Annotated in this window: 20 protein-coding genes; 12 read left to right on the top strand and 8 right to left on the bottom strand. The window is 63.4% G+C overall.

Annotation, left to right across the window (positions count from 1 at the left end; translation table 11 throughout):
* From EN852_RS06135 to EN852_RS06150, 4 genes are all read left to right on the top strand, one after another.
* Positions 1–1,481 (top strand): YadA-like family protein (locus tag EN852_RS06135; RefSeq protein ID WP_189545737.1); only part of this gene is annotated, 1,481 nt, incomplete at its 5' end.
* Positions 1,482–1,525: 44 nt separating this feature from the next.
* A complete protein-coding gene (locus tag EN852_RS06140) occupies positions 1,526–2,065 on the top strand; it encodes an invasion associated locus B family protein (RefSeq protein ID WP_246694185.1) in 540 nt (179 codons plus the stop codon).
* Positions 2,066–2,185: 120 nt separating this feature from the next.
* On the top strand, positions 2,186–2,797 hold the full coding sequence (locus EN852_RS06145) for a hypothetical protein (protein ID WP_127875361.1): 612 nt from the start codon (positions 2,186–2,188) through the stop codon (positions 2,795–2,797).
* Positions 2,798–2,847: 50 nt separating this feature from the next.
* Positions 2,848–3,321, top strand: a complete 474-nt coding sequence (locus tag EN852_RS06150; protein ID WP_127875360.1) for a DUF4189 domain-containing protein — start codon at positions 2,848–2,850, stop codon at positions 3,319–3,321.
* Positions 3,322–3,372: 51 nt separating this feature from the next.
* Here EN852_RS06150 and EN852_RS06155 read toward each other — a convergent pair whose 3' ends face one another.
* The 3 genes from EN852_RS06155 to EN852_RS06165 form a co-directional block, all read right to left on the bottom strand.
* Positions 3,373–3,996, bottom strand: coding sequence for an FMN-binding negative transcriptional regulator (locus EN852_RS06155; RefSeq protein WP_127875359.1), 624 nt, complete (start codon positions 3,994–3,996; stop codon positions 3,373–3,375).
* 191 nt (positions 3,997–4,187) lie between these two features.
* On the bottom strand, positions 4,188–5,015 hold the full coding sequence (locus tag EN852_RS06160; protein ID WP_127875358.1) for a L,D-transpeptidase: 828 nt from the start codon (positions 5,013–5,015) through the stop codon (positions 4,188–4,190).
* A 272-nt stretch (positions 5,016–5,287) separates the two neighbouring features.
* Complete coding sequence (locus EN852_RS06165) at positions 5,288–5,950, bottom strand: haloacid dehalogenase type II (protein WP_127875357.1); 663 nt, start codon at positions 5,948–5,950, stop codon at positions 5,288–5,290.
* Between the two features lie 151 nt (positions 5,951–6,101).
* On the opposite strand from EN852_RS06165, the gene EN852_RS06170 reads away from it, so the two are divergent.
* The 4 genes from EN852_RS06170 (at position 6,102) to EN852_RS06185 (ending at position 9,571) form a co-directional block, all read left to right on the top strand.
* Positions 6,102–6,980, top strand: a complete 879-nt coding sequence (locus EN852_RS06170) for a branched-chain amino acid aminotransferase (protein ID WP_127875356.1) — start codon at positions 6,102–6,104, stop codon at positions 6,978–6,980.
* A gap of 203 nt (positions 6,981–7,183) precedes the next feature.
* Complete coding sequence (locus EN852_RS06175) at positions 7,184–7,786, top strand: superoxide dismutase (RefSeq protein ID WP_127875355.1); 603 nt, start codon at positions 7,184–7,186, stop codon at positions 7,784–7,786.
* A 390-nt stretch (positions 7,787–8,176) separates the two neighbouring features.
* Complete coding sequence (locus tag EN852_RS06180) at positions 8,177–8,614, top strand: cytochrome c (protein ID WP_042641989.1); 438 nt, start codon at positions 8,177–8,179, stop codon at positions 8,612–8,614.
* Positions 8,615–8,623: 9 nt separating this feature from the next.
* Positions 8,624–9,571 (top strand): cytochrome c, encoded by a 948-nt coding sequence (locus EN852_RS06185; RefSeq protein WP_127875354.1) that lies wholly within the window; start codon positions 8,624–8,626, stop codon positions 9,569–9,571.
* A gap of 12 nt (positions 9,572–9,583) precedes the next feature.
* Here the strand turns inward: EN852_RS06185 and EN852_RS06190 are convergent, their stop codons facing one another.
* The 3 genes from EN852_RS06190 to EN852_RS06200 form a co-directional block, all read right to left on the bottom strand.
* Positions 9,584–10,402: an LON peptidase substrate-binding domain-containing protein gene (locus EN852_RS06190; protein WP_127875353.1), complete on the bottom strand. Its 819-nt coding sequence runs from the start codon at positions 10,400–10,402 to the stop codon at positions 9,584–9,586.
* Positions 10,403–10,605: 203 nt separating this feature from the next.
* Positions 10,606–10,995, bottom strand: a complete 390-nt coding sequence (locus tag EN852_RS06195) for an SET domain-containing protein-lysine N-methyltransferase (RefSeq protein WP_127875642.1) — start codon at positions 10,993–10,995, stop codon at positions 10,606–10,608.
* A 99-nt stretch (positions 10,996–11,094) separates the two neighbouring features.
* The gene (locus EN852_RS06200) at positions 11,095–13,206 is read right to left on the bottom strand and encodes a S9 family peptidase (RefSeq protein ID WP_127875352.1); all 2,112 of its coding nucleotides are present in this window, start codon (positions 13,204–13,206) and stop codon (positions 11,095–11,097) included.
* A gap of 133 nt (positions 13,207–13,339) precedes the next feature.
* On the opposite strand from EN852_RS06200, the gene EN852_RS06205 reads away from it, so the two are divergent.
* The gene (locus tag EN852_RS06205; RefSeq protein ID WP_245519622.1) at positions 13,340–13,684 is read left to right on the top strand and encodes an SH3 domain-containing protein; all 345 of its coding nucleotides are present in this window, start codon (positions 13,340–13,342) and stop codon (positions 13,682–13,684) included.
* Positions 13,685–14,097: 413 nt separating this feature from the next.
* The gene (locus EN852_RS06210) at positions 14,098–14,523 is read left to right on the top strand and encodes a MucR family transcriptional regulator (RefSeq protein WP_027164827.1); all 426 of its coding nucleotides are present in this window, start codon (positions 14,098–14,100) and stop codon (positions 14,521–14,523) included.
* A 155-nt stretch (positions 14,524–14,678) separates the two neighbouring features.
* On the opposite strand, the gene EN852_RS06215 is transcribed toward EN852_RS06210, so the two are convergent.
* Together EN852_RS06215 and EN852_RS06220 are read right to left on the bottom strand one after the other, a co-directional pair.
* Positions 14,679–15,107 (bottom strand): SufE family protein, encoded by a 429-nt coding sequence (locus EN852_RS06215; protein WP_127867174.1) that lies wholly within the window; start codon positions 15,105–15,107, stop codon positions 14,679–14,681.
* 111 nt (positions 15,108–15,218) lie between these two features.
* Positions 15,219–15,620, bottom strand: coding sequence for a DUF5330 domain-containing protein (locus EN852_RS06220; protein WP_127875351.1), 402 nt, complete (start codon positions 15,618–15,620; stop codon positions 15,219–15,221).
* Positions 15,621–16,174: 554 nt separating this feature from the next.
* Between EN852_RS06220 and EN852_RS06225 the strand changes: the two genes are divergently transcribed.
* Together EN852_RS06225 and EN852_RS06230 are read left to right on the top strand one after the other, a co-directional pair.
* Positions 16,175–17,911, top strand: coding sequence for a PAS domain-containing sensor histidine kinase (locus EN852_RS06225; RefSeq protein WP_127875350.1), 1,737 nt, complete (start codon positions 16,175–16,177; stop codon positions 17,909–17,911).
* A complete protein-coding gene (locus EN852_RS06230; protein WP_127875349.1) occupies positions 17,886–18,677 on the top strand; it encodes a peptidoglycan-binding protein in 792 nt (263 codons plus the stop codon). The genes EN852_RS06225 and EN852_RS06230 overlap by 26 nt, the downstream gene beginning before the upstream one ends.
* The last annotated feature ends 175 nt before the right edge of the window (positions 18,678–18,852 follow it).

The following is an 18,852-nucleotide window of genomic DNA, read 5'->3' on the forward strand; positions in this document are numbered from 1 at the left end:
CCGTCGCGCTCGGCTCGGGCTCGGTGACCGCCGCGGCGGTCGGCACGGCCAGCGCCGTAATCAACGGCACGACCTACGCCTTCCAGGGCACCACGCCGACCTCGACGGTCAGCATCGGCGCGCCCGGCGCGGAGCGCACCCTCACCAATCTGGCGGCGGGGCGCATCAGCGGCTCCTCGACCGACGCGGTCAACGGTTCTCAGCTCTTCGCGACCAACCAGGCGGTCGACGCCATCGGCACCACGCTCAACAACATCGGCGGCTCCTTGACCGACATCGCCGGCGACACCTCGACCGCCTATACCGACGTCTCGGTGGGCACGTCCACCTCCTACCGCCAGATCATCAACGTGGCCGACGGTACGCAGGACCAGGACGCCGTGACGCTGCGCCAGTTGAAGGGCGCGCTGAGCTCCTTTGCGGTGACGCCGACCATGTATTTCCATGCCAATTCGACTGCTTCGGATTCGGCTGCGGTCGGCACCGATTCGGTGGCGATCGGTCCGCGCACCACCGTCAATGGCGACAACGGCATCGGCATGGGCAACGGCGCCATCGTCCAGCAGACCGCGCCCGGCGGCATCGCCATCGGCCAGACAGCGACCGTCAACCAGGCCGACAGCATCGCGCTTGGCACCACCTCGACCGCCAACGGCGCCCAGTCGATGGCGCTCGGCGCCGGCGCCACCGCCAACGAGCCGGGCAGTGTCGCGCTCGGCGCCGGCTCGAAGACGGCGGCCGCGGTCGCCACCACCGGCACCACGATCAACGGCGTCGCCTACACCTTCGCCGGAACCAACCCGACAAGCACGGTCAGCGTCGGCGATGTCGGCAAGGAGCGCACCGTCAGCAATGTGGCCGCGGGCCGCATCAGTGCCACCTCGACTGACGCCATCAACGGCAGCCAGCTTTACGCGACCAATCAGGCTGTCGAAGCCGTGCAGGGAAGCGTCGGCAACCTCACCGAGTTCTCTGTCCAGTATGACAAGAACCCGGACGGCACCAAGTCCAACTCGCTGACGCTCGTCGGCGGCGACGTGAATGCGCCCGTTGTCATCCACAATGTCGGCGCCGGCACCGCCAACACCGATGCAGTCAACGTGCAGCAACTCAATCTTGGGCTGGCGACGACGCTCGACAACTCGAAGACCTACACCAACCAGGTTGCTGCCACCACGCTCCAGCAGGCCAATGCCTATACGGACTCCAAGCTCAGCCAGCTCAACATGGATATGGGCGAGGCTCGCGGCGAAGCGCGCCAAGCGGCTGCGATCGGCCTGGCGGCCGCATCGCTGCGCTACGACGACCGTCCGGGCAAGTTGAGCGTGGCGGCCGGCGGCGGCTATTGGCGCGGCGAGGGGGCCGTCGCCTTCGGCGCCGGCTACACCAGCGAGGACGGAAGAGCCCGGGCAAATGTCTCCGGCACAACGGCTGGCGGGCACTGGGGTGTCGGCGCGGGTGTCAGCTTTACCCTGAACTGAGTTTATTTATGGTCAGGCAAGCCGGCTCTGCTGTCGCAATCTGCATGACTTGCATGCTCCTGTCCGGCCCGCGCGCGGCCGGGCAGGAGGCGGCCCCGCCTGCCTATCGGATAAAACCTTCAGACGTTGCGGTGCCTGCGGGCGTGAAACTCGGCGACTACCAACGGACCACGCGTCCGTTCGAGAACTGGACGCTGATCTGCGACGAGAACCTGCAGGCGAGGAAGAAGGTTTGCAACATCAGCCAGTCCTTCATCGACCAGGGCCAGGCCCTGGTCTTCAGCTGGTCGCTGGCGGCCGACGAGCAAGGCAAGCCCTTCATGATCTTGCGGACCCCCAGCCAGGCTGGCGCGGGAAGCAGGCTCTCGCTCAAGCTGGCCGGTCGCAAGCAGCCCGTCGACGTTCAGCTGCAAGGCTGCGATGCGTCGGTTTGCGTCGGCTATGTGCCGGTAGGCCCGGTCCTTCGCGACCAGATCGGCAAGGAGACCACCGTCCAGATTTCCTATTCCCTGCCGTCGGGAGCGACCGTCAGCCTCGATGCTCCGTTCAAGGGGCTGAAGACCGCCCTCTCGACCATCAAATAGAAAGCTTGTCGAATGACCCGCCAATCCATCGAGGACAGGATCCTAAATCGCCCCCAGCCCGCTCCACCGCCAGAGCCCCCGGCAACCCCGCCGCCGAAGCGTTCGTCCATCGGGCGGCTGGTGCGAAACGCAGCTCTGCTCGGCGCTTTCGCCGTTCTGGTCGCGGCGGCGGTCGTCCTGTCGTTCCGTCTCTATCCCGCGCTCGGGACATTCGTCGCGGGCACGGCTTCCGCGCAGGCACAGGCGCCCGTGCAGGGCGAGCCGACGCAAGCCGTGCCTGCAGATACTTCGGCGAACAAGAATCCATTTCAAGCGCATGCCGCTCAGGCGGGCGTGCGCACCTGCGCCAATCTCTTTGCCACGCTGGGAGAGGCTCTGACTGCCGGATCGACCTATGCGGTCCAGACGCAGTGGGACAAGACCTCGCCCGACACCCACGCCGTCCAGGCGGTCGCCGGGATGAGCTACAATTTGCCGGACTATAAGACCCAGGCCGCGGGCATCGTCTATGCCTCCCCTGTCGGCCAGACCTGCGAGGGCGGCTTCGTGCGGGTGGCTCCATTCCAGAAGTCCTGCCAGGAGGTCGCGCAGGCCCTGCCGAAAGGCAGCGTTCCGGCAGACAATCTGTCGAACACCAGCCTTTTCAACCTGGCCAACAATGGCGGCCAGGCCCTGCTGGTCCCCACCGGCAACACCTGCATCGTCGTCTCGGTCGCGCGCATGGGCGGATAGCGGCCGGGCACGGTTATCGATTCCTCACAGCTGCAATCGGGAGCACGAAAATGCTGATCAACCGTCGCCTCTCACTCCCGCTGCTGGCGGCACTGGCCGGGCTTACCATCGCGGCCCACGCCGCTGACCTGGTGACGCCGCCGCCGGCAGAGACCGGTGAGGAAAAAGGCATCTGGGGCGCGATCGCCTATTCGCCGGATGACGGCCGTCACGGCTTCTTCTGGGGTGCCGACAAGCGCCAGGAGGCAGAAGACATAGCGCTCAAATATTGCGAGAACGCGGACGGCAAGGGCTGCAGGGTGGTCGAAGTTTTCCGCAACCATCGCCACTGGGACGATGATGACGGGAGCGGCTTTCCCTACGAGCATTGCGCCGCTCTGTCGGTCGGCAAGAGCCGTGGCGCGGCCACCCCGTTCTGGGGCGTGGCATCGGCCACGACCCGCAAGGATGCGGAAGACAAGGCCACGGCGCAATGCGGCGGCGAAGGGAAGGAGTGCAAGATCCGCGAGTGGGTCTGCACCTGACTTCGCTGCGGAATTCGAGCGGCCGCGGCGGTCAGCCGGCCTTGGCGCCGTTCACAGCGGAATGAGCGGTGCAACCTCGCGATCGGAGGGCCGCTCGCTTGCCGCCAGGCCTGCGAGCACGCCGGCGCGGTCGGCCGCGTTGCGGTTCTGGCTCATCTTGCGTTTGCCTTCCAGCTTCGTGATCGGCATGCGCAGGCCGACAATGCCCTTCAGCTGCGACTGGATGAAATCCGCCGGCGCGTCCGACACGGCCCAGGGTGCGCTGCGCTCGCCCTCGTGCAAATTGGTCAGACGGGTCACGACCTCAAGCAGCCTGTCGGCGTCCTCGAAGAATTCGATCGGCCCATGGGCGTGGACGGCGACATAGTTCCAGGTCGGCACCACCTTCCCGGTCTCCTGCTTGGTCTGATACCAGGCCGGCGTTACATAGGCGTCCGGTCCCATGAAGATCGCCAGGCCGTCGCCCAGCGCAGGAACGCGCCATTGCGGATTTGCCTTGGCGACATGGCCGTAGATCACGCCATGCTCGCCTTCGCTGTCATCGAGGAAAAGCGGCAGCGGCGTAGCCAGCGGTCCTTCCGCCGTCGCGGTGACCAGCGTCGCCAGCCGCGCGGCGCGGATTGTTGCGCTCAGGCTCTCATGATCGTCATCGCGGAAGGCGGGCGGTGTGTACATGGCAAAACTCCTTGCGGCATAAAATGCCTTAAGTCCGGCCTGCTTAGAACATCCGGTTTTGACGTTTTTGTGTGGTCCAGCCGGAAGTCGTGATGCGCCGATGCCCGTGGCCCGGCGCCGCGGATCCCGCCAGGGTGTCCGGCCGCGATGCCGGCCAATATCTGGGCTGGCACCGCTGACGGATCGTCTGTTCAGAAAATCTCGTTGGTGAGCCGCTTCACCGGGCCAAGCAGGATCGAGCCCGTCGGCACGCCGTTGTCGATCGGGATCGCCTGGCGATCCGGCATGTCCTCTTCCGGCGCCCCGACATTGGCCGTCACGACGACCGGGGTCTTGGTGGGCACGCGGTCGTAGAGGTCGATGATGTCCTGGTTGATCAGGCGCACGCAGCCCGACGAAACCGACTTGCCGATCGACCACCATTCGGGCGAACCGTGCAGGCGGTAGAGCGTATCCTGACTGCCTTGGAAGAGGTAGAGCGCACGCGCGCCGAGCGGGTTCTTCAGGCCACCGGGCATGCCGCCATTCTTGGCGCTGTATTGCGTCAGCTCCGGCTGGCGCGCGACCATCTCGTCCGGCGGCGTCCATTTCGGCCACTTCTGCTTCCACTGCACGACCGCGTCGCCCGACCATTCGAAGCCGGCGCGGCCGAGACCGACGCCGTAGCGGATCGCCTGGCCGCCCTCGCGCACCAGATAGAGGAAGTGGTTGGTGGTATCGACGACGATGGTGCCCGGGCGCTGCCCGGTCGGATCGGGAACGATCTGGCGCAGGAATCTGTGATCGATCTTGTGCACCGGGATGGCCGGCAGGTCGAAGCCATTGTCGGAGATCGCGCCATACATCGTCTCATAGTCGCCAAGCGGGGGCTCGACAGGGGCCTGAGGCGGCGCCGTTTGGATGGGTGCTGGGCCTTGATCGCTGGTCGTGGTGCAGGCGGACACGGCAACCGAAGCAGCGCCAAGGGCTGTGAAATTGAGGAAGCCACGGCGGCTGATGCGGAGGGAAGCGTCTGACATGGTTGCCTTTTCTGGGTCAGAACGGCGGTTCGTTGAACCGCCGTTTTGATCTAACTCTTTGTTGGAGCATGATCTTCTCAGAAAACCAGTTTCCGCTTTTCGGGATCATGCTCTAGGTCTTATTTCGCAAGAATGCATGAATGCGAAGGCTATTGCTGACGGCATCCATAACAGTCGGGCGTGATAGGCGGTTCCAATTCTGGCCTGAGGGTGGACGGAAAAAGGCGAAGCTGTGACCAGGCCACAGCTGTTGCGCTGCAGCAACAGCTGTGTCAGACGCCCGCCAGCAGGCCATCGAGCGAAGGCAGGATCAGCCCTGGCGGAAAGTCGCGGTATTCATCCGGCTGGTTGGTCCGGTTGATCCAGACCGTACGGAAACCGAATTTGGTCGCGCCCGCTATGTCCCAGCGATTCGACGACTGGAACGACACCGCTCCCGGATAAAGCCGCCAGCTGGTGACCACCATGTCGTAGACCGAGGGGTCGGTCTTGAAGCGCTTGACCTGGTCGACCGAAAACACGTTGTCGAGGATCTGGTCGAGCGCGGCGGATTTGACCGCCGCGTCGAGCATTTCCGGCGAACCGTTGGAGAGGATTGCAAGCTTCGCGCCGGACGATTTGAGCGCCTTCAGCACGGCGGGCACTTCCGGATAGCAATCGAGTCGCCAATAGGCTTCGAGCAGTTTCGTCCGCAGCGCCGGATCGGCCGAGGGCACCTTGCGCAGCGCGAAATCCAGTGCCTGCTCGGTCAGTTGCCAGAAGTCGGCATAAGAGCCCATCAGCGTCCGCACCCAGGAATATTCGAGCTGCTTGGCGCGCCAGATTTCCGACAGCAGTTGGCCGTCCGGGCCGATCTCGCCGGCATGGCGGCGCACGGCGGCGTGCACGTCGAACAACGTGCCATAGGCGTCGAAGACATAGGCGGCATGATGCATGGCTTGAGTTTTGCGGCGCGCGGGCCCGCCGTGCAAGCATTGATTGCAGTCAAGTGCCTCTGGCCTCAACGATTTTTCCCGATGTCGGTTGACGCCGGCCGTCAAAGCATCGTCCTATGGCCGCCTGAAATCACTCATTTGGACGGCGAACATGACACTGGCGGCTGCGGCGCAATCCGCGACATGGACCTATGTGGACGGCGACTGGTACGAGGGCAACGTTGCCATTCTCGGACCGCGCAGCCACGCCATGTGGCTCGGCACCAGCGTCTTCGACGGCGGCCGCTGGTTCGAAGGCGTCGCGCCCGACCTCGAGCTTCACTCCGCCCGCGTCAACGCATCGGCGACGGCGCTTGGCCTGAAGCCGTCGATGACGACGGGAGAGATCGTCGGCCTGACCTGGGACGGCTTGAAGAAGTTCGACGGCAAGACGGCAGTCTATATCAGGCCGATGTATTGGGCCGAGCACGGCGGCTATATGGGCGTGCCGGCCGATCCGGATTCGACCCGCTTCTGCCTCTGCCTGTACGAATCGCCGATGATCCCGCCATCCGGTTTCTCGGTCGGCGTCTCGCCGTTCCGGCGCCCGACCATCGAGACCATGCCGACCAATGCCAAGGCGGGCTGCCTTTACCCCAACAACGGCCGCGCCATCCTGGAGGCCAAGAATCGCGGCTTCGACAATGCGCTCGTGCTCGACATGCTGGGCAATGTCGCCGAGACCGGCACGTCCAACATCTTCCTGGTCAAGGACGGCCATGTGATGACGCCCGCCCCGAACGGCACCTTCCTGTCGGGCATCACCCGCTCGCGCACCATCAACCTGCTCGGCGACTACGGCTTCAGGACCATCGAGAAGACGCTGTCGGTTCGCGATTTTCTCGAGGCCGACGAAATCTTCTCGACTGGAAACCATTCCAAGGTCGTGCCGGTCACGCGCATCGAGAGCCGCGACCTGCAGCCCGGGCCGGTGGCCAAGAAGGCGCGCGAACTCTATTGGGAATGGGCGCATTCGACGTCCGCCGCTTGAGCCGCTGGAGTTTCAGCGTTTCACGGAACGGCGACCCACTCTTTCTCTTGTTTGGCGCAATTGCGGACGGAAAACCCTTTCACACTTTTTCGCGAATTGCTCTAAAGTCGCTCGGCGCTTCATTCCGGAGTTGCCCCAACCCATTCCAGACCTATCTAAGTTCGGTAGTTTCACCGGATTTTTTCCTCGAGGGAGTACCATCCATGGCTTTTGAGTTGCCCGCCTTGCCTTACGACTACGAGGCGCTTCAGCCCTATATGTCGAAGGAGACGCTGGAGTATCACCACGACAAGCACCACAAGGCCTATGTCGACAACGGCAACAAGCTGGCCGCCGAGGCCGGCCTTGGCGACCTGTCGGTCGAAGAGGTGGTCAAGCAGTCCTTCGGCAAGAATGCTGGGCTCTTCAACAACGCGGCCCAGCACTACAACCACATCCATTTCTGGAAATGGATGAAGAAGGGCGGCGGCGGCAACAAGCTGCCGGGCGCGCTGCAGAAGGCCGTCGACAGCGATCTTGGCGGCTATGACAAGTTCAAGGCGGATTTCATCGCCGCCGGCACCACCCAGTTCGGCTCCGGCTGGGCCTGGGTCTCGGTCAAGAACGGCAAGCTCGAGATTTCCAAGACGCCGAACGGCGAGAACCCGTTGGTGCATGGCGGCACGCCGATCCTCGGCGTCGATGTCTGGGAGCACTCCTACTACATCGACTACCGCAACGCGCGGCCGAAATATCTCGAAGCCTTCGTCGACAGCCTGATCAACTGGGACCACGTCCTGGAGATGTACGAGAAGGCCGGCGCATGACCCCGAAAATCGAGATCGATTTTCGGAAAGGATCATGCGCAGAATCAAAGCGTTACAGCATCCTTTGCGCGCCGAAAGGCGCGCGGCGCTGTAAAGGCTGATCGATCCTACTGAAAGGCCCCGGCAAATGAACCGTCCAACTTTATGGGGTCAGTTCACAAACCGGGGCTTTTCTTTATCTGCCAACACAGCAGATTGATCGCGAGCGGCAAAATCGTGACGGCACCGGGGGAATATTTCCATGGTCTGGTCCGTTAACGTCTGGAGCAATTCCAGGCGAGGTGTGGAACAGTTTTCGGTCCGGAATTGCGTCAACGAGGAGATAGGGCATTTCCCGTGAGACGGTGAAATGCCGTAGTCGCGAACTTTTTTCACCCCGGAGCCAATTGAATGAGAAAGCTTGTCCTTGCCATCTCCATGCTCGCCTTTGCCGGTTCGGCCGCCTTTGCCGATCCGATCCAGGAGCGCCAGGCGCTGATGAAGGAGCGCGGCAAGCTCGCCGGCCAGTTGTCCAAGGTGGTCAAGGGCGAGGAGGATTTCGACGCGGCCGCCGTGCTGACGACGCTGAAGGCCCTGCAGGCCAATGCCGAGAAGTTCGATGCAGAAAAGCTTTTCCCGGCCGGCTCCGACAAGGGCGACACCACGGCAGCACCCAAGATCTGGGAAGACATGGCCGGCTTCAAGGCCGCCGAGGACAAGTTCCTGGCCAACACCAAGGAAGCGGTCGCCTCGCCGCCGGGCGATGTCGATGGTCTGAAGGCGCAGCTCAACACGCTGGGCGGCGATTGCGGCGCGTGCCATCAGAGCTACAGGATCAAGAAGGGCTGATCGCCTGATATGGCCTGGCTGAAGAAGCTCGTCGGCGCCGCCATCGTGCTTGGCGGCGCGGCGGCCGCCGCCGGCTGGGCCCTGTCGGCGCCGGTCAGGCTTGACGCCGGGGCCATCGCGCAGCTCGGCCCCGGCGACGTCGCCAAGGGCAAACGCATCTTCTATGCCGGCGGCTGCACCTCCTGCCATTCCAAGCCCGGCGCCCAGGGCGACGCTCGGTTGCAGCTGGCCGGCGGGCTGGAACTCAAGACGCCGTTCGGCACTTTCGTGCCGCCCAATATCTCGCAGGACCGGAAGGACGGCATCGGCGCCTGGAGCGAGGAGGATTTTGCCAACGCCATGCTGAAAGGCGTCTCGCCTTCGGGCGAGCATTTCTATCCGGCCTTCCCCTACGCCTCCTATGCGCGCATGAAGCCAGCCGACATCGCCGACCTCTACGGCTTCATGAAGACGCTGCCGGCGGTCGCCGGCAAGGCGCCGGACCATAAGCTTTCCTTCCCCTTCACCATCCGCCGCGGCATCGGCCTGTGGAAGTGGCTCTATCTCAATCCCGAACCAGTGATCGCACTGCCCAACGGCACGCCCGACAAGGTGCTGGCCGGCCGCTATCTGGTCGAGGGACCCGGCCATTGCGGCGAATGCCATACGCCACGCGACATCGCCGGCGGCCCGAAGAAGGGTGAGTGGCTGGCGGGCGCCGTGGCTGCCGAAGGCTCGGGTATCGTGCCGAACATCACCCCCGACGGGAAGAGCATCAAGAGCTGGTCGGAAGCCGATATCGCCAACTATCTCGAGACCGGCTTCACGCCCGATTTCGATTCCGTCGGCGGCTCGATGGTCGAAGTGCAGCGAAACATGGCGCAATTGACTGCGGACGACCGCGCCGCGATCGCCGCTTATCTCAAAGCCGTCCCGCCGCACCCCAACGGCTATCCGGCGCGCAAGCCCGCGAGTTGAGAACGCGCTGGTCTATTGTTCTGGCCGCGCGGTCCTTATCAACTCGAGCACCTTTTCGAGCCGTGCCACGACATCGCTGGTTTCCAGGAGCTGCTGCTTCTCGTCAATGCCTATCGGCAGCCGCTGTGCCACTGTGTCGGCCAACAACGTGGGATTTTCGGGGGAGGGAAGACCGAAGCGGACTCGCTGACTCACCGGAAGCGAGGAGAGATCGATGTTGGCGTAGATTCGATACGCATCGAGCACCATGCGAGAAAGCGAGCGAGCCTCTTCCGATTGGCCGCGCTGCTCTTCGATGGGCTTTATCTCGGCCGCCAGGAATTCGCCGTCGATCAGGCGTGTGATGGCCGTGCGCTGAAGGCCGGATACGGTGACCTTGAGAACCCCATCCATCTGCGTTTGGCTGTTTATGACGCTAGCCGTAACGCCCACCGGATGGAGAGATTGAAGGGCGTTGGGACGGTCGTCGTCGGCATGCTTCTGGGCAACCACAAGAACCCGACTACCGCCCGCGATGGCGCGTTCAACGGCTCGCCGGGTTTTGTCGCGCGCCACGAAGATAGGTGCGACCGTCTGGGGGAACAGCACAAGATCCCGCATCGGAAAAATGGGGAGTTCCGTGAGGCCGGGAGGGATCGCAACCGGCGAGGCAGTGGGCGCGGTTGCATGCTGGCTCGCCTGGACCTTTGCGGCCAGCACGTTCCAGCCTCGAAAGCCAAGAATCCTGGCGATCAACTCCAAGCTTTCGCTATGAGAAAGGGAAACGGATTTGGCGGCCAGCGCTTCGGTTAGCGTTTGCGCCATGGCTTTTGCATCGCGGAAATCGCGCATGAGACAATCCTTTGCGTAAACGAACGGAAAGTGTGTCAGGAGCTTGCGTTGCTGACCCGTTCGTTCGGGCAAAGGGAGCCTGGATTGGCTCGATACATTCACCGTACCCCGGAGGGCGCAAGCAGCAGGTCGTATCTACCTGCTGCAGGGTGCGCCGAGGCCGCGGTGCTTGTCAATCCTGGCAGAGGGTCTGCGCGCGCAGATTACGGGTGGCGGTCGCCCAGGAAATCGAAGCCGTTTTCGAAGAAGTGGTTGTAGTCGCAGGTCAATTCCTCGCCGGGCGCAATATCGCGCAGCGCGTATGTTTCCTCGGGCGAGGACACGTCGCAGTTCGGCTCGTCCGCGTGGTTCATGTAACGCGCGTCATCCGCCTCGAAGACGATGTAGTTGGGGTCGCGCCGGTCCGGATAGGAATAGCGATCGAGATAAGACTTCACCGGCCCGCTTTCGCTCTCATAGGTGTCGACGGGAATGCGCCGGTCGAATCTTGGGTCGAGTTTCCAGATCAGCGTGCCCTTTGGAATGCGGTGTTTGGCGAAGACGCCGATGCCTTGGATGGGCGATTTGTCGAGATAAACGTCGACGAGCAGCATGACGAACCTTGTGAATGAGCAGTCGGCGCGGTCCAAGAACCATGTCCAAAAAAGCAGAGCATTGCGTAACGCGCGCTTTTGGCAATTGCGAGTGGAAAATCAGGTCTTCCCGGTCACTTTCAGGGCATAGGCGTAAATGTAGGCGATCTCCTCCAGCCGCGAGAAGCGGCCCGACGCGCCGGCATGGCCGGAATCCATGTTGACCTTGAACAGGACCGGGTTGCCGCCGGCCTTGCGTTCGCGCAGCCTGGCCACCCATTTCGCCGGTTCCCAATAGGTCACGCGCGGATCGGTCAGGCCGGCCAGCGCCAGGATCGGCGGATAGTCGAGCGCCGCGACATTGTCGTAGGGCGAATAGGCGGCGATCGTCTTGTAGTCGTCGGCGGACGCGATCGGGTTGCCCCATTCCGGCCATTCCGGCGGCGTCAGCGGCAGGCTGGCGTCGAGCATGGTGGTGAGCACGTCGACGAACGGCACCTCGGCGACGATGCCGCCGAAGCTTTCCGGCGCCATGTTGGCGATCGCCCCCATCAGCATGCCGCCGGCGGAGCCGCCTTGCGCGACGATGCGGTCATGCATTGTGTAACGCTCGGCGACGAGATGGCGGGCGCAGGCGATGAAATCGGTGAAGGTGTTCATCTTCTTCGCGCGCTTGCCATCCTCGTACCAGCCATACCCTTTGTCCTTGCCGCCGCGCACATGCGCGATGGCATAGACGAAGCCGCGATCGACCAGCGACAGGCAGTTGGTGTTGAAGGCCGAAGGCACCGTGATGCCGTAGGAGCCGTAGCCGTAAAGCAGGCAGGGTGCCGAGCCGTCCAGCGGCGTGTCGCGATGGTAGAGCAGCGAGATCGGCACCAGCTCGCCATCCGCCGCGGGCGCCATCAGCCGGCGCGTGACATAGTGCTCCGGATCGTGACCGGAAGGTACTTCCTGCGTCTTCAGGAGCACGCGCTCGCGGCTGCGCATATTGTAGTCGAACACCTGCGCCGGCGTCGTCATCGACGAATAGGTGAAGCGCATCGTCTCGGTGTCGTATTCATAGGAGCCGGAGAGGCCGAGCGAGAAAGCCTCCTCGTCGAAGGAGATAAAATGCTCCTCGCCGCTGGCGCGTTCGCGCACCACGATGCGCGGCAAGCCGTCCTTGCGCTCGAGCCGCACCATGTGGTGCTTGAAGCCAAGCACCGAGAGGATCAGCCGGCCGGGCTCGTGCGGCACCAATTCTTGCCAGTTGGCGCGCACCGGATTGTCGACCGGCGCGGTCATGATCTTGAAGTCCTTGGCACCGTCTGCGTTGGTGAGGACGAAGAAGACGTCGCCGCCTTCTTCCAGGTCGTATTGCAGCCCGGCCTCCCGCACCGCCACCAGCCTGGGCGCCGCGGATGGATCATTGGCCGGCAGAAGCCGGTACTCGGATGTCTCATGGTCGTTGATGCCGATCATGATCCAGTCATTGGCGCGCGTGCCGCTGACATCCATGAAGAAGCCCGGATCGGTCTCCTCATAGATCAGCCGGTCGTTCTCGGGCTTGTCCCCGAGCGCGTGGAAGAACACTTTCGACGGGCGGTGGTTGTCGTCGAGGCGGGTATAGAAGAAGCCGTCATCGCCGGCATTCCAAACCCCGCCGCCGCCCGTATCCGGGATCTGGTCGGCAAGTTCCTGTGCGCTCGCAAGATCGCGCACGCGCAGCGTGAAGAATTCCGAGCCTTTGTCGTCGAACGCCCAGATGAGCTTCTTGTGGTCCGCGGAATGGTCGACGCCGCCGAGCCGGAAATAGGCCTTGCCCTCGGCCTCCGCGTCGCCGTCGAGCAGGATTTCCTCGCTGCCGCCATCGCGCGAGGTGCGGAAATAGCGCGGCTGCTCGCCGCCCTGCCGGAAGGAAGAGCCGTAGGCATAGGGGCCATCCTTCATCGGCACCGTGGAGTCGTCTTCCTTGATACGTCCCTTCATCTCGGCAAACAGCCTGCCGCGCAGATCCGCGGTGCCGGCCATCAGAACGGCCTGATAGGCGTTCTCGGCCTCGAGATGGGCGCGAATTCGGCCGTCGAGCAGGGAAGGGTCCCGGAACACGGCCTGCCAGTTGTCGGCCCGCATCCAGGCGTAGTCGTCGTTGCGGGTGATGCCGTGATGCGTGTCGGACACCGGATGTTTCTCGGGCGTCGGCGGGTTGGCGGCCGGGAAGGTGGAAATCAAGGCGGAAGTCCTGGTCATTACGTCTCGCTGCGGAATTTGCTTGAATGACGAATGAACACGCCGCTCAGCGGCGGTTCAAGGGGCGCGGCTCAAGATGGTCGACAGAAGCCAAGTCGAAGGGGGGAAGATGAAATCCTGTGTTTCTACCGCAATGTCTATTGCTGTCGTCGCGGCAGTGCTTGCTTTTTCCACTCAGTCTCATGCAACCGTCTTTGCCGCCTGGCAAGTGGCGGGCGTACCGTTCGGCGACACCCTCAATGCGCGCAAATATCCCTCCAACGCATCGCAAAAACAGGCCGCCTATCCGAACGGCACCGTGCTGCAGATGACCGGCCGCTGCACAGGCGGCATAAATCTCCTCGATATCGCCCGGCAGCCGCAATGGAAGCAGCGTCAGGCAATCCGCTATCGCTGGTGCGAGGTCTGGCACGACCCGGCGCAGAATGGCCATTTCGTCACCGGCTGGGTCTACGGCAAATATATCGCGCCGTACTGAGGGATACCGTCGCGCCGCCTTGTTGGAGCCGCCAAGGCGACATCCTTGCGCTTGTTGCGCCGCAGGATTCGTTATGCTGGCATAACAGGCGCCCAAGCATTGGCCAAGCATTGAACGCCGGTTCGAGCGGCGATCGGATGTCTAACGTACGGGCGACGCAACGTCATGGCATGCTGGTCTGACCAGAAAAATCTCGCGAAGTTACACGGTGCACGAATTTTTGAAGCTGAATCGGCAATATTTGATGAATATCGACCAATATAAATCAGTATGCGAATTGACTTACTTTCAATGCGGCGTCATTAAGATAACCGACGCGAATCGCAGAGCCTTTCCTGAATGAATTCGCGCGATGCCCGATCCTGAAAAAAGGGCGCAGTTTTAGAAACAACTCTCGTTGGGGCCTTAGAACTATGGAAATCGTCGAAACACCTTCGAAAAACGGTGATGCGCTGATCGAGCTGACCGCCGATGTCGTCGCCGCTTATGTCAGCAACAACCCGGTGCCGGTTGGGGAACTGCCGAACCTTATCGCCGACGTCCATGCCGCGTTGGGCCGGGTCGGCGGCTCGCCGGAGCAGCCGTCGGCCGAGAAGCAGAAGCCTGCCGTCAACCCGAAGCGCTCCGTCCATGACGACTATATCGTCTGTCTCGAGGACGGAAAGAAGTTCAAGTCGCTGAAGCGGCATCTGATGACCCATTACAATCTCACGCCGGAAGAATACCGCGAGAAGTGGGGCCTGGACGCCAACTATCCGATGGTCGCCCCCAATTACGCGGCTGCCCGTTCGCAGCTCGCCAAGAAGATGGGTCTGGGCCGCAAGCGCAAGGGCCGCTGATCGGCTTCATTCCTCAGGCAAAGTTCGACGGCGCCCTCGTGGCGCCGTTTTGCTTTTCAGAGCAATTCCAGGAAAGTCCGAATGGTTGGGCTCAGCGACCTCGCCGTAGCCATTCCATTCGGAGTTGCACAAGACAAAGAGAACGTCGGCCAGGGTCAGGCCGTCTGCTTCAAGGCCGCTTCCGCGTCGCGCTTGATGCGCTTGACCATCGAACGCAGGCCATTGGCGCGCTGCGGCGACAGATGCTCGTCGAGGCCGAGCTCCTTCAGCGTCGCCTCCGCGTCCGTGTTCTGGATCTCGCTTGCCCGCCGGCCCGAAAACAGTGCCAGCATGATGGCGACGAGGCCGCGCACGATATGGGCGTCCGAATCGCCCTGGAAACTGATCACCGGATCGGCGCCCGCTCCCTGCTCGGTGGTGAGCCACACCTGGCTCACGCAGCCGGGCACTTTGTTCGCGGCCGTGCGCTCCCCCTCGGGGAAAGGCGGCAGGCCCTCGCCGAGCTCGATCACGTAGCGATAGCGGTCCTCCCACTCGTCGAGCAGGGAAAAGTCGTCACGGATCGTCTGGATCAGGGTGGTCATAGCCCGCATATAGTGGCGCCGCAGGGCCGCGTCACGGAAAAAGAAAGACGCCGCGGGCGTCGAGAGGTCGGACGGGCCCGCGGCGTAGCCGAGTAGCGGCTGAGGATTGTCTCAGTTCTTGGAAGTCAACATCACCGGAATGTTGACCTTTTCGGGCAGCACGATGTCCTCGGCGATACTGCCGGTGGTCGTGACCGAGCCATCCGCGACCTTCGTCTCCGGCGCGCCTGCCTGCCCGGACTGCCCAGACTGTTTGTCGTCGATCATGGCCGCGGCGATCCTGGCCGTTTCCTTGGCGCGAACGCTGATGGTGTACATGGCCGATTTGCCGGTTTCGCAGACGTCGGGCTTGCGCTTGCAGAGCCCTGCGATGTCGCCCACCGCCTCGCGCGCCGCAAACAGCGCCTGGACCGGCCCGACGCTCTGCTGGCCGTCCTCGCCCGGGCCGACGCCGAGCGGCAGCGCCAGCAGCACCAGCGAAAACCAGAAAGCCATCCTGATCAGAAAGCCCATCTTACTTGCCTCTCGTGCGGGATGGATCGTGTATCCATCCGTGACGGATCATGCATCCATCGGCATGACCTCTTTTATGGGCACGATAATGGCACGGTCACGCAAAGGACGGCTTGCATCGAAGCCGCGAATTTTCCTCAAATTTTAGACGAATTCGAAAGGAATTGGTTTTGAAGCGGACTTGTGTCGAATCTCATCGACCGCATTAACTTTACGATAACCATGTATCGCATTGTAATTACTCGATTTTATTCGCGATAGAGATTAGCCGCGTCAAGTTTAGGTCCGTTTTGGCACAGGCCTCGCGGCTAACGCGCCGTTTACCATGGCGCCAACTCGGCGTGCTTTGCGGGGCCGGCCTCACAATATTTGCCTTGGCCGGGCCGCCGGCTCCATCAGCCTTATCCATTCCTTAAACGCTGGATGCGAGTTTCAAGCCGATTGACGAGTCACCTGCCAGGCAGGGTTTTTTAAGACCGGGTACGCGTGCGTTGAGTTCGATTTCAGCCAGATACGTTCAATTGCCTGGCGCGGTTGCCGCCGGCTGCGAACGCTTGGTTCACCCCACCGTGACGAGTGAGGCGGAACGCCTGCGCCAGCGCCGCTTCATCGGCGTCATGCTCGCCGCGCCTTTCCTTGCCGCGGGTGCTGCGGTGACCCTGGTCACCTCGAGCCTCGGCGCGGCCGTCACCATAGCCGCCATCTTTGCCGCTTTCGGCCTGTGCTGGTTTGCGGCACTTCTGGTCGCCGCCACCGGCCACATGGCGCTCGCCGGCCGCATGGCGGTCGCCTTGGGCGGCATCGCGCTTGCCGGCGCCATAGCGGCGGCGGGGGGACTGGCCTCGCCGGTCGCGCTGCTTGGCCTCGCATTGCCGGTCGAAACCTGGTGGGTCTCCGGGTCGCGGCGCGCCGCGCTGTCGAGCGTGCTGGCGGCGGTCGCCGCGATCGTTCTCCAGCCCTTTGCCGGCCAGGTCCTGCCGCTCGGCGAAATCGCCGCCTGGCACTGGCTGCTGCCGCTGGCCTGGGCGCTGACATTGTTGCCGCGTGCCTCCGCCTTCGCCAATCCTGCCGGCCTGCGGCCGGCGGAGCCCGCAGGCGATCGTCTCGAGGATGTGATCGACGCCGTCGTGCTGCGCGTCGGCCGCCAGGGTGAAGTGCTCGACGCGTCCGCCAGGGCGCGTTCGGTGCTGAAACTGGCGCCGGAACTCCTGCTCGGCACCGGCCTGTTCGACCGCGTCCATCTGTCCGACCGCGTCGCCTATCTCACCGCCTTGGCCGACATGCGCGAGGGGGCAGCGAAGCGCCGGCTTGAGCTGCGCATCCGCTTGCCGCGCGAGGGAGCCAGTGCGGCCGATAATTTCCGTCCGTTCAATCTCGACTTGCTGCGCGGCGAAGCCGGCAGCGACGTCTTCATGCTGGTGCTGCGCGAAAACGACGATGTCGCGGTGCTGCGCGAGGAGCTTGCGGAAGCCAGGGAGGCCGCCGCGGCCGCCGAAGTTGCCAAGGGCCGCTTCCTGGCAGTGGTCAGCCACGAGCTGCGCACGCCGCTCAACGCCATCATCGGCTTTTCCGACATGCTGCTGCATGAGATGTTCGGCGCCTTCAAGGACCCGCGCCAGAAGGAATATGTCGGCCTGGTCAGGGAGTCCGGCCAGCACCTTCTGTCCGTCGTCACCTCGATCCTCGACGTCTCGCGCATTGAGGCGGGCGCCTATGCGACCGAGCTGGAGACGTTCCGTTTCGTTGAGGCCGTCGACATGTGCCGCTCGATGATGCGGCCGCTGGCCGACGCCAAGGGCATCGTTCTTGCCACCCAGATCGCGCCGGATGCCGGCGAGATCAATGCCGATCGCCGCGCCGTGCAGCAGATCCTGATCAACCTTGCTTCGAACGCCGTCAAGTTCACGCCCGATGGCGGCAGCGTGGTGATCGGCGCCAAGCGCGTCGGCTCGCGCCTGCATTTCTGGGTGAGCGACACCGGCATCGGCATTGCCGAGGAGGATATGGCCAATCTCGGCAAGCCGTTCATGCAGATCCAGAACGACTACACCCGCCGCTTCGAGGGAACCGGGCTCGGCCTGTCGCTGGTCAAGGGCCTGGTTGCGCTGCACGACGGCACGATGTCGATCGAGAGCGCGCCGGGTGAGGGCACCACGGTGACGATCGGCCTGCCGGTGAGCGGGCCGAAGCGGCATTCCGGTGCGCAGCCAGGCGTGCTGGCCATGCCTGCGGCGAAGCCGAAGGGGGATAGAGATGGGGAGGGGAATGGCTCGCTCCGCAAAACGGCGTAAGGTCGTCGAACCCGAGCGCGGCGTCCTTGCCGAAGGCGCGGTCGCCGTCGGTCAGCTGATCGCAAGCAATCCGGTCCTGGTCGGCGGTTCGACCGCCTTCCTGGTGACGCTGTTCTACGTCTCGGCCAATGCGCTCTGGTATCAGCCTTTTCCGCATACCGGCGCCTTCTTCGAGACCCGCAGCATCGAGAATTTCCCGCATACCGTCTCCGACGAGCCTGAAACCACCATCAACATCGTGCGCCAGGCGCCGGCGCAGCCCGCGGCCAAGCCGGACCCGGTCGTCCAGCAGGTGCAGGGCATCCTGAAGGACCTCAGCTTCTATGACGGCACGGTCGATGGTCTCACCGGACCGGCCACGCGCAAGGCGATCCAGGCCTACCAGCTGAAAGTCGGGCTGCCGGGCTCGGGCGAGATCGACGGCGCGCTGCTCGACCAGCTTGGCACCCGCCAGACGACGGCGGCGATTCCCCATCCGGCGCCGCGGCCGACGGACACGGCGGTAGCCGCGCCGTTCGCCAAGCCATCGGTAATTCCGGTCTCGGCTCCGGCCGATGGCGCCACGCAACCGCCCGATGCCCGCATCGTCAAGATCCAGGCGGGTCTGAAAGCTTTCGGCAACAACGACATGCAGCTCGACGGCAAGGTCGGCGCCCGCACCAAGGCCGCGATCAAGGAATTCCAGGCCTTGTTCGGCCTGCCCGAGACCGGCGAGCCGGATGAAGCCGTCTATGTCAAGATGCGCGAGATCGGCCTGACCAACTGAGGCATCCGCAAGGCCTATCTAGTTTCGGGCTGCGCGTTCAGCCTTTAGCAGGCTGCGGAAAAACCGGAGCCGTGGGGCCGTTTTGCGTTTGGTTGATGCGAGATCGGCTTATGCGAGGGTCATTTTAGCGGCTCTTTCGGCTGGTTTTGCCGCGATCGGCCGGTTTGAGGTGGAT

Origin of the sequence: Mesorhizobium sp. M2E.F.Ca.ET.209.01.1.1, assembly GCF_004010375.2 — a bacterium.
Lineage (GTDB): Bacteria > Pseudomonadota > Alphaproteobacteria > Rhizobiales > Rhizobiaceae > Mesorhizobium.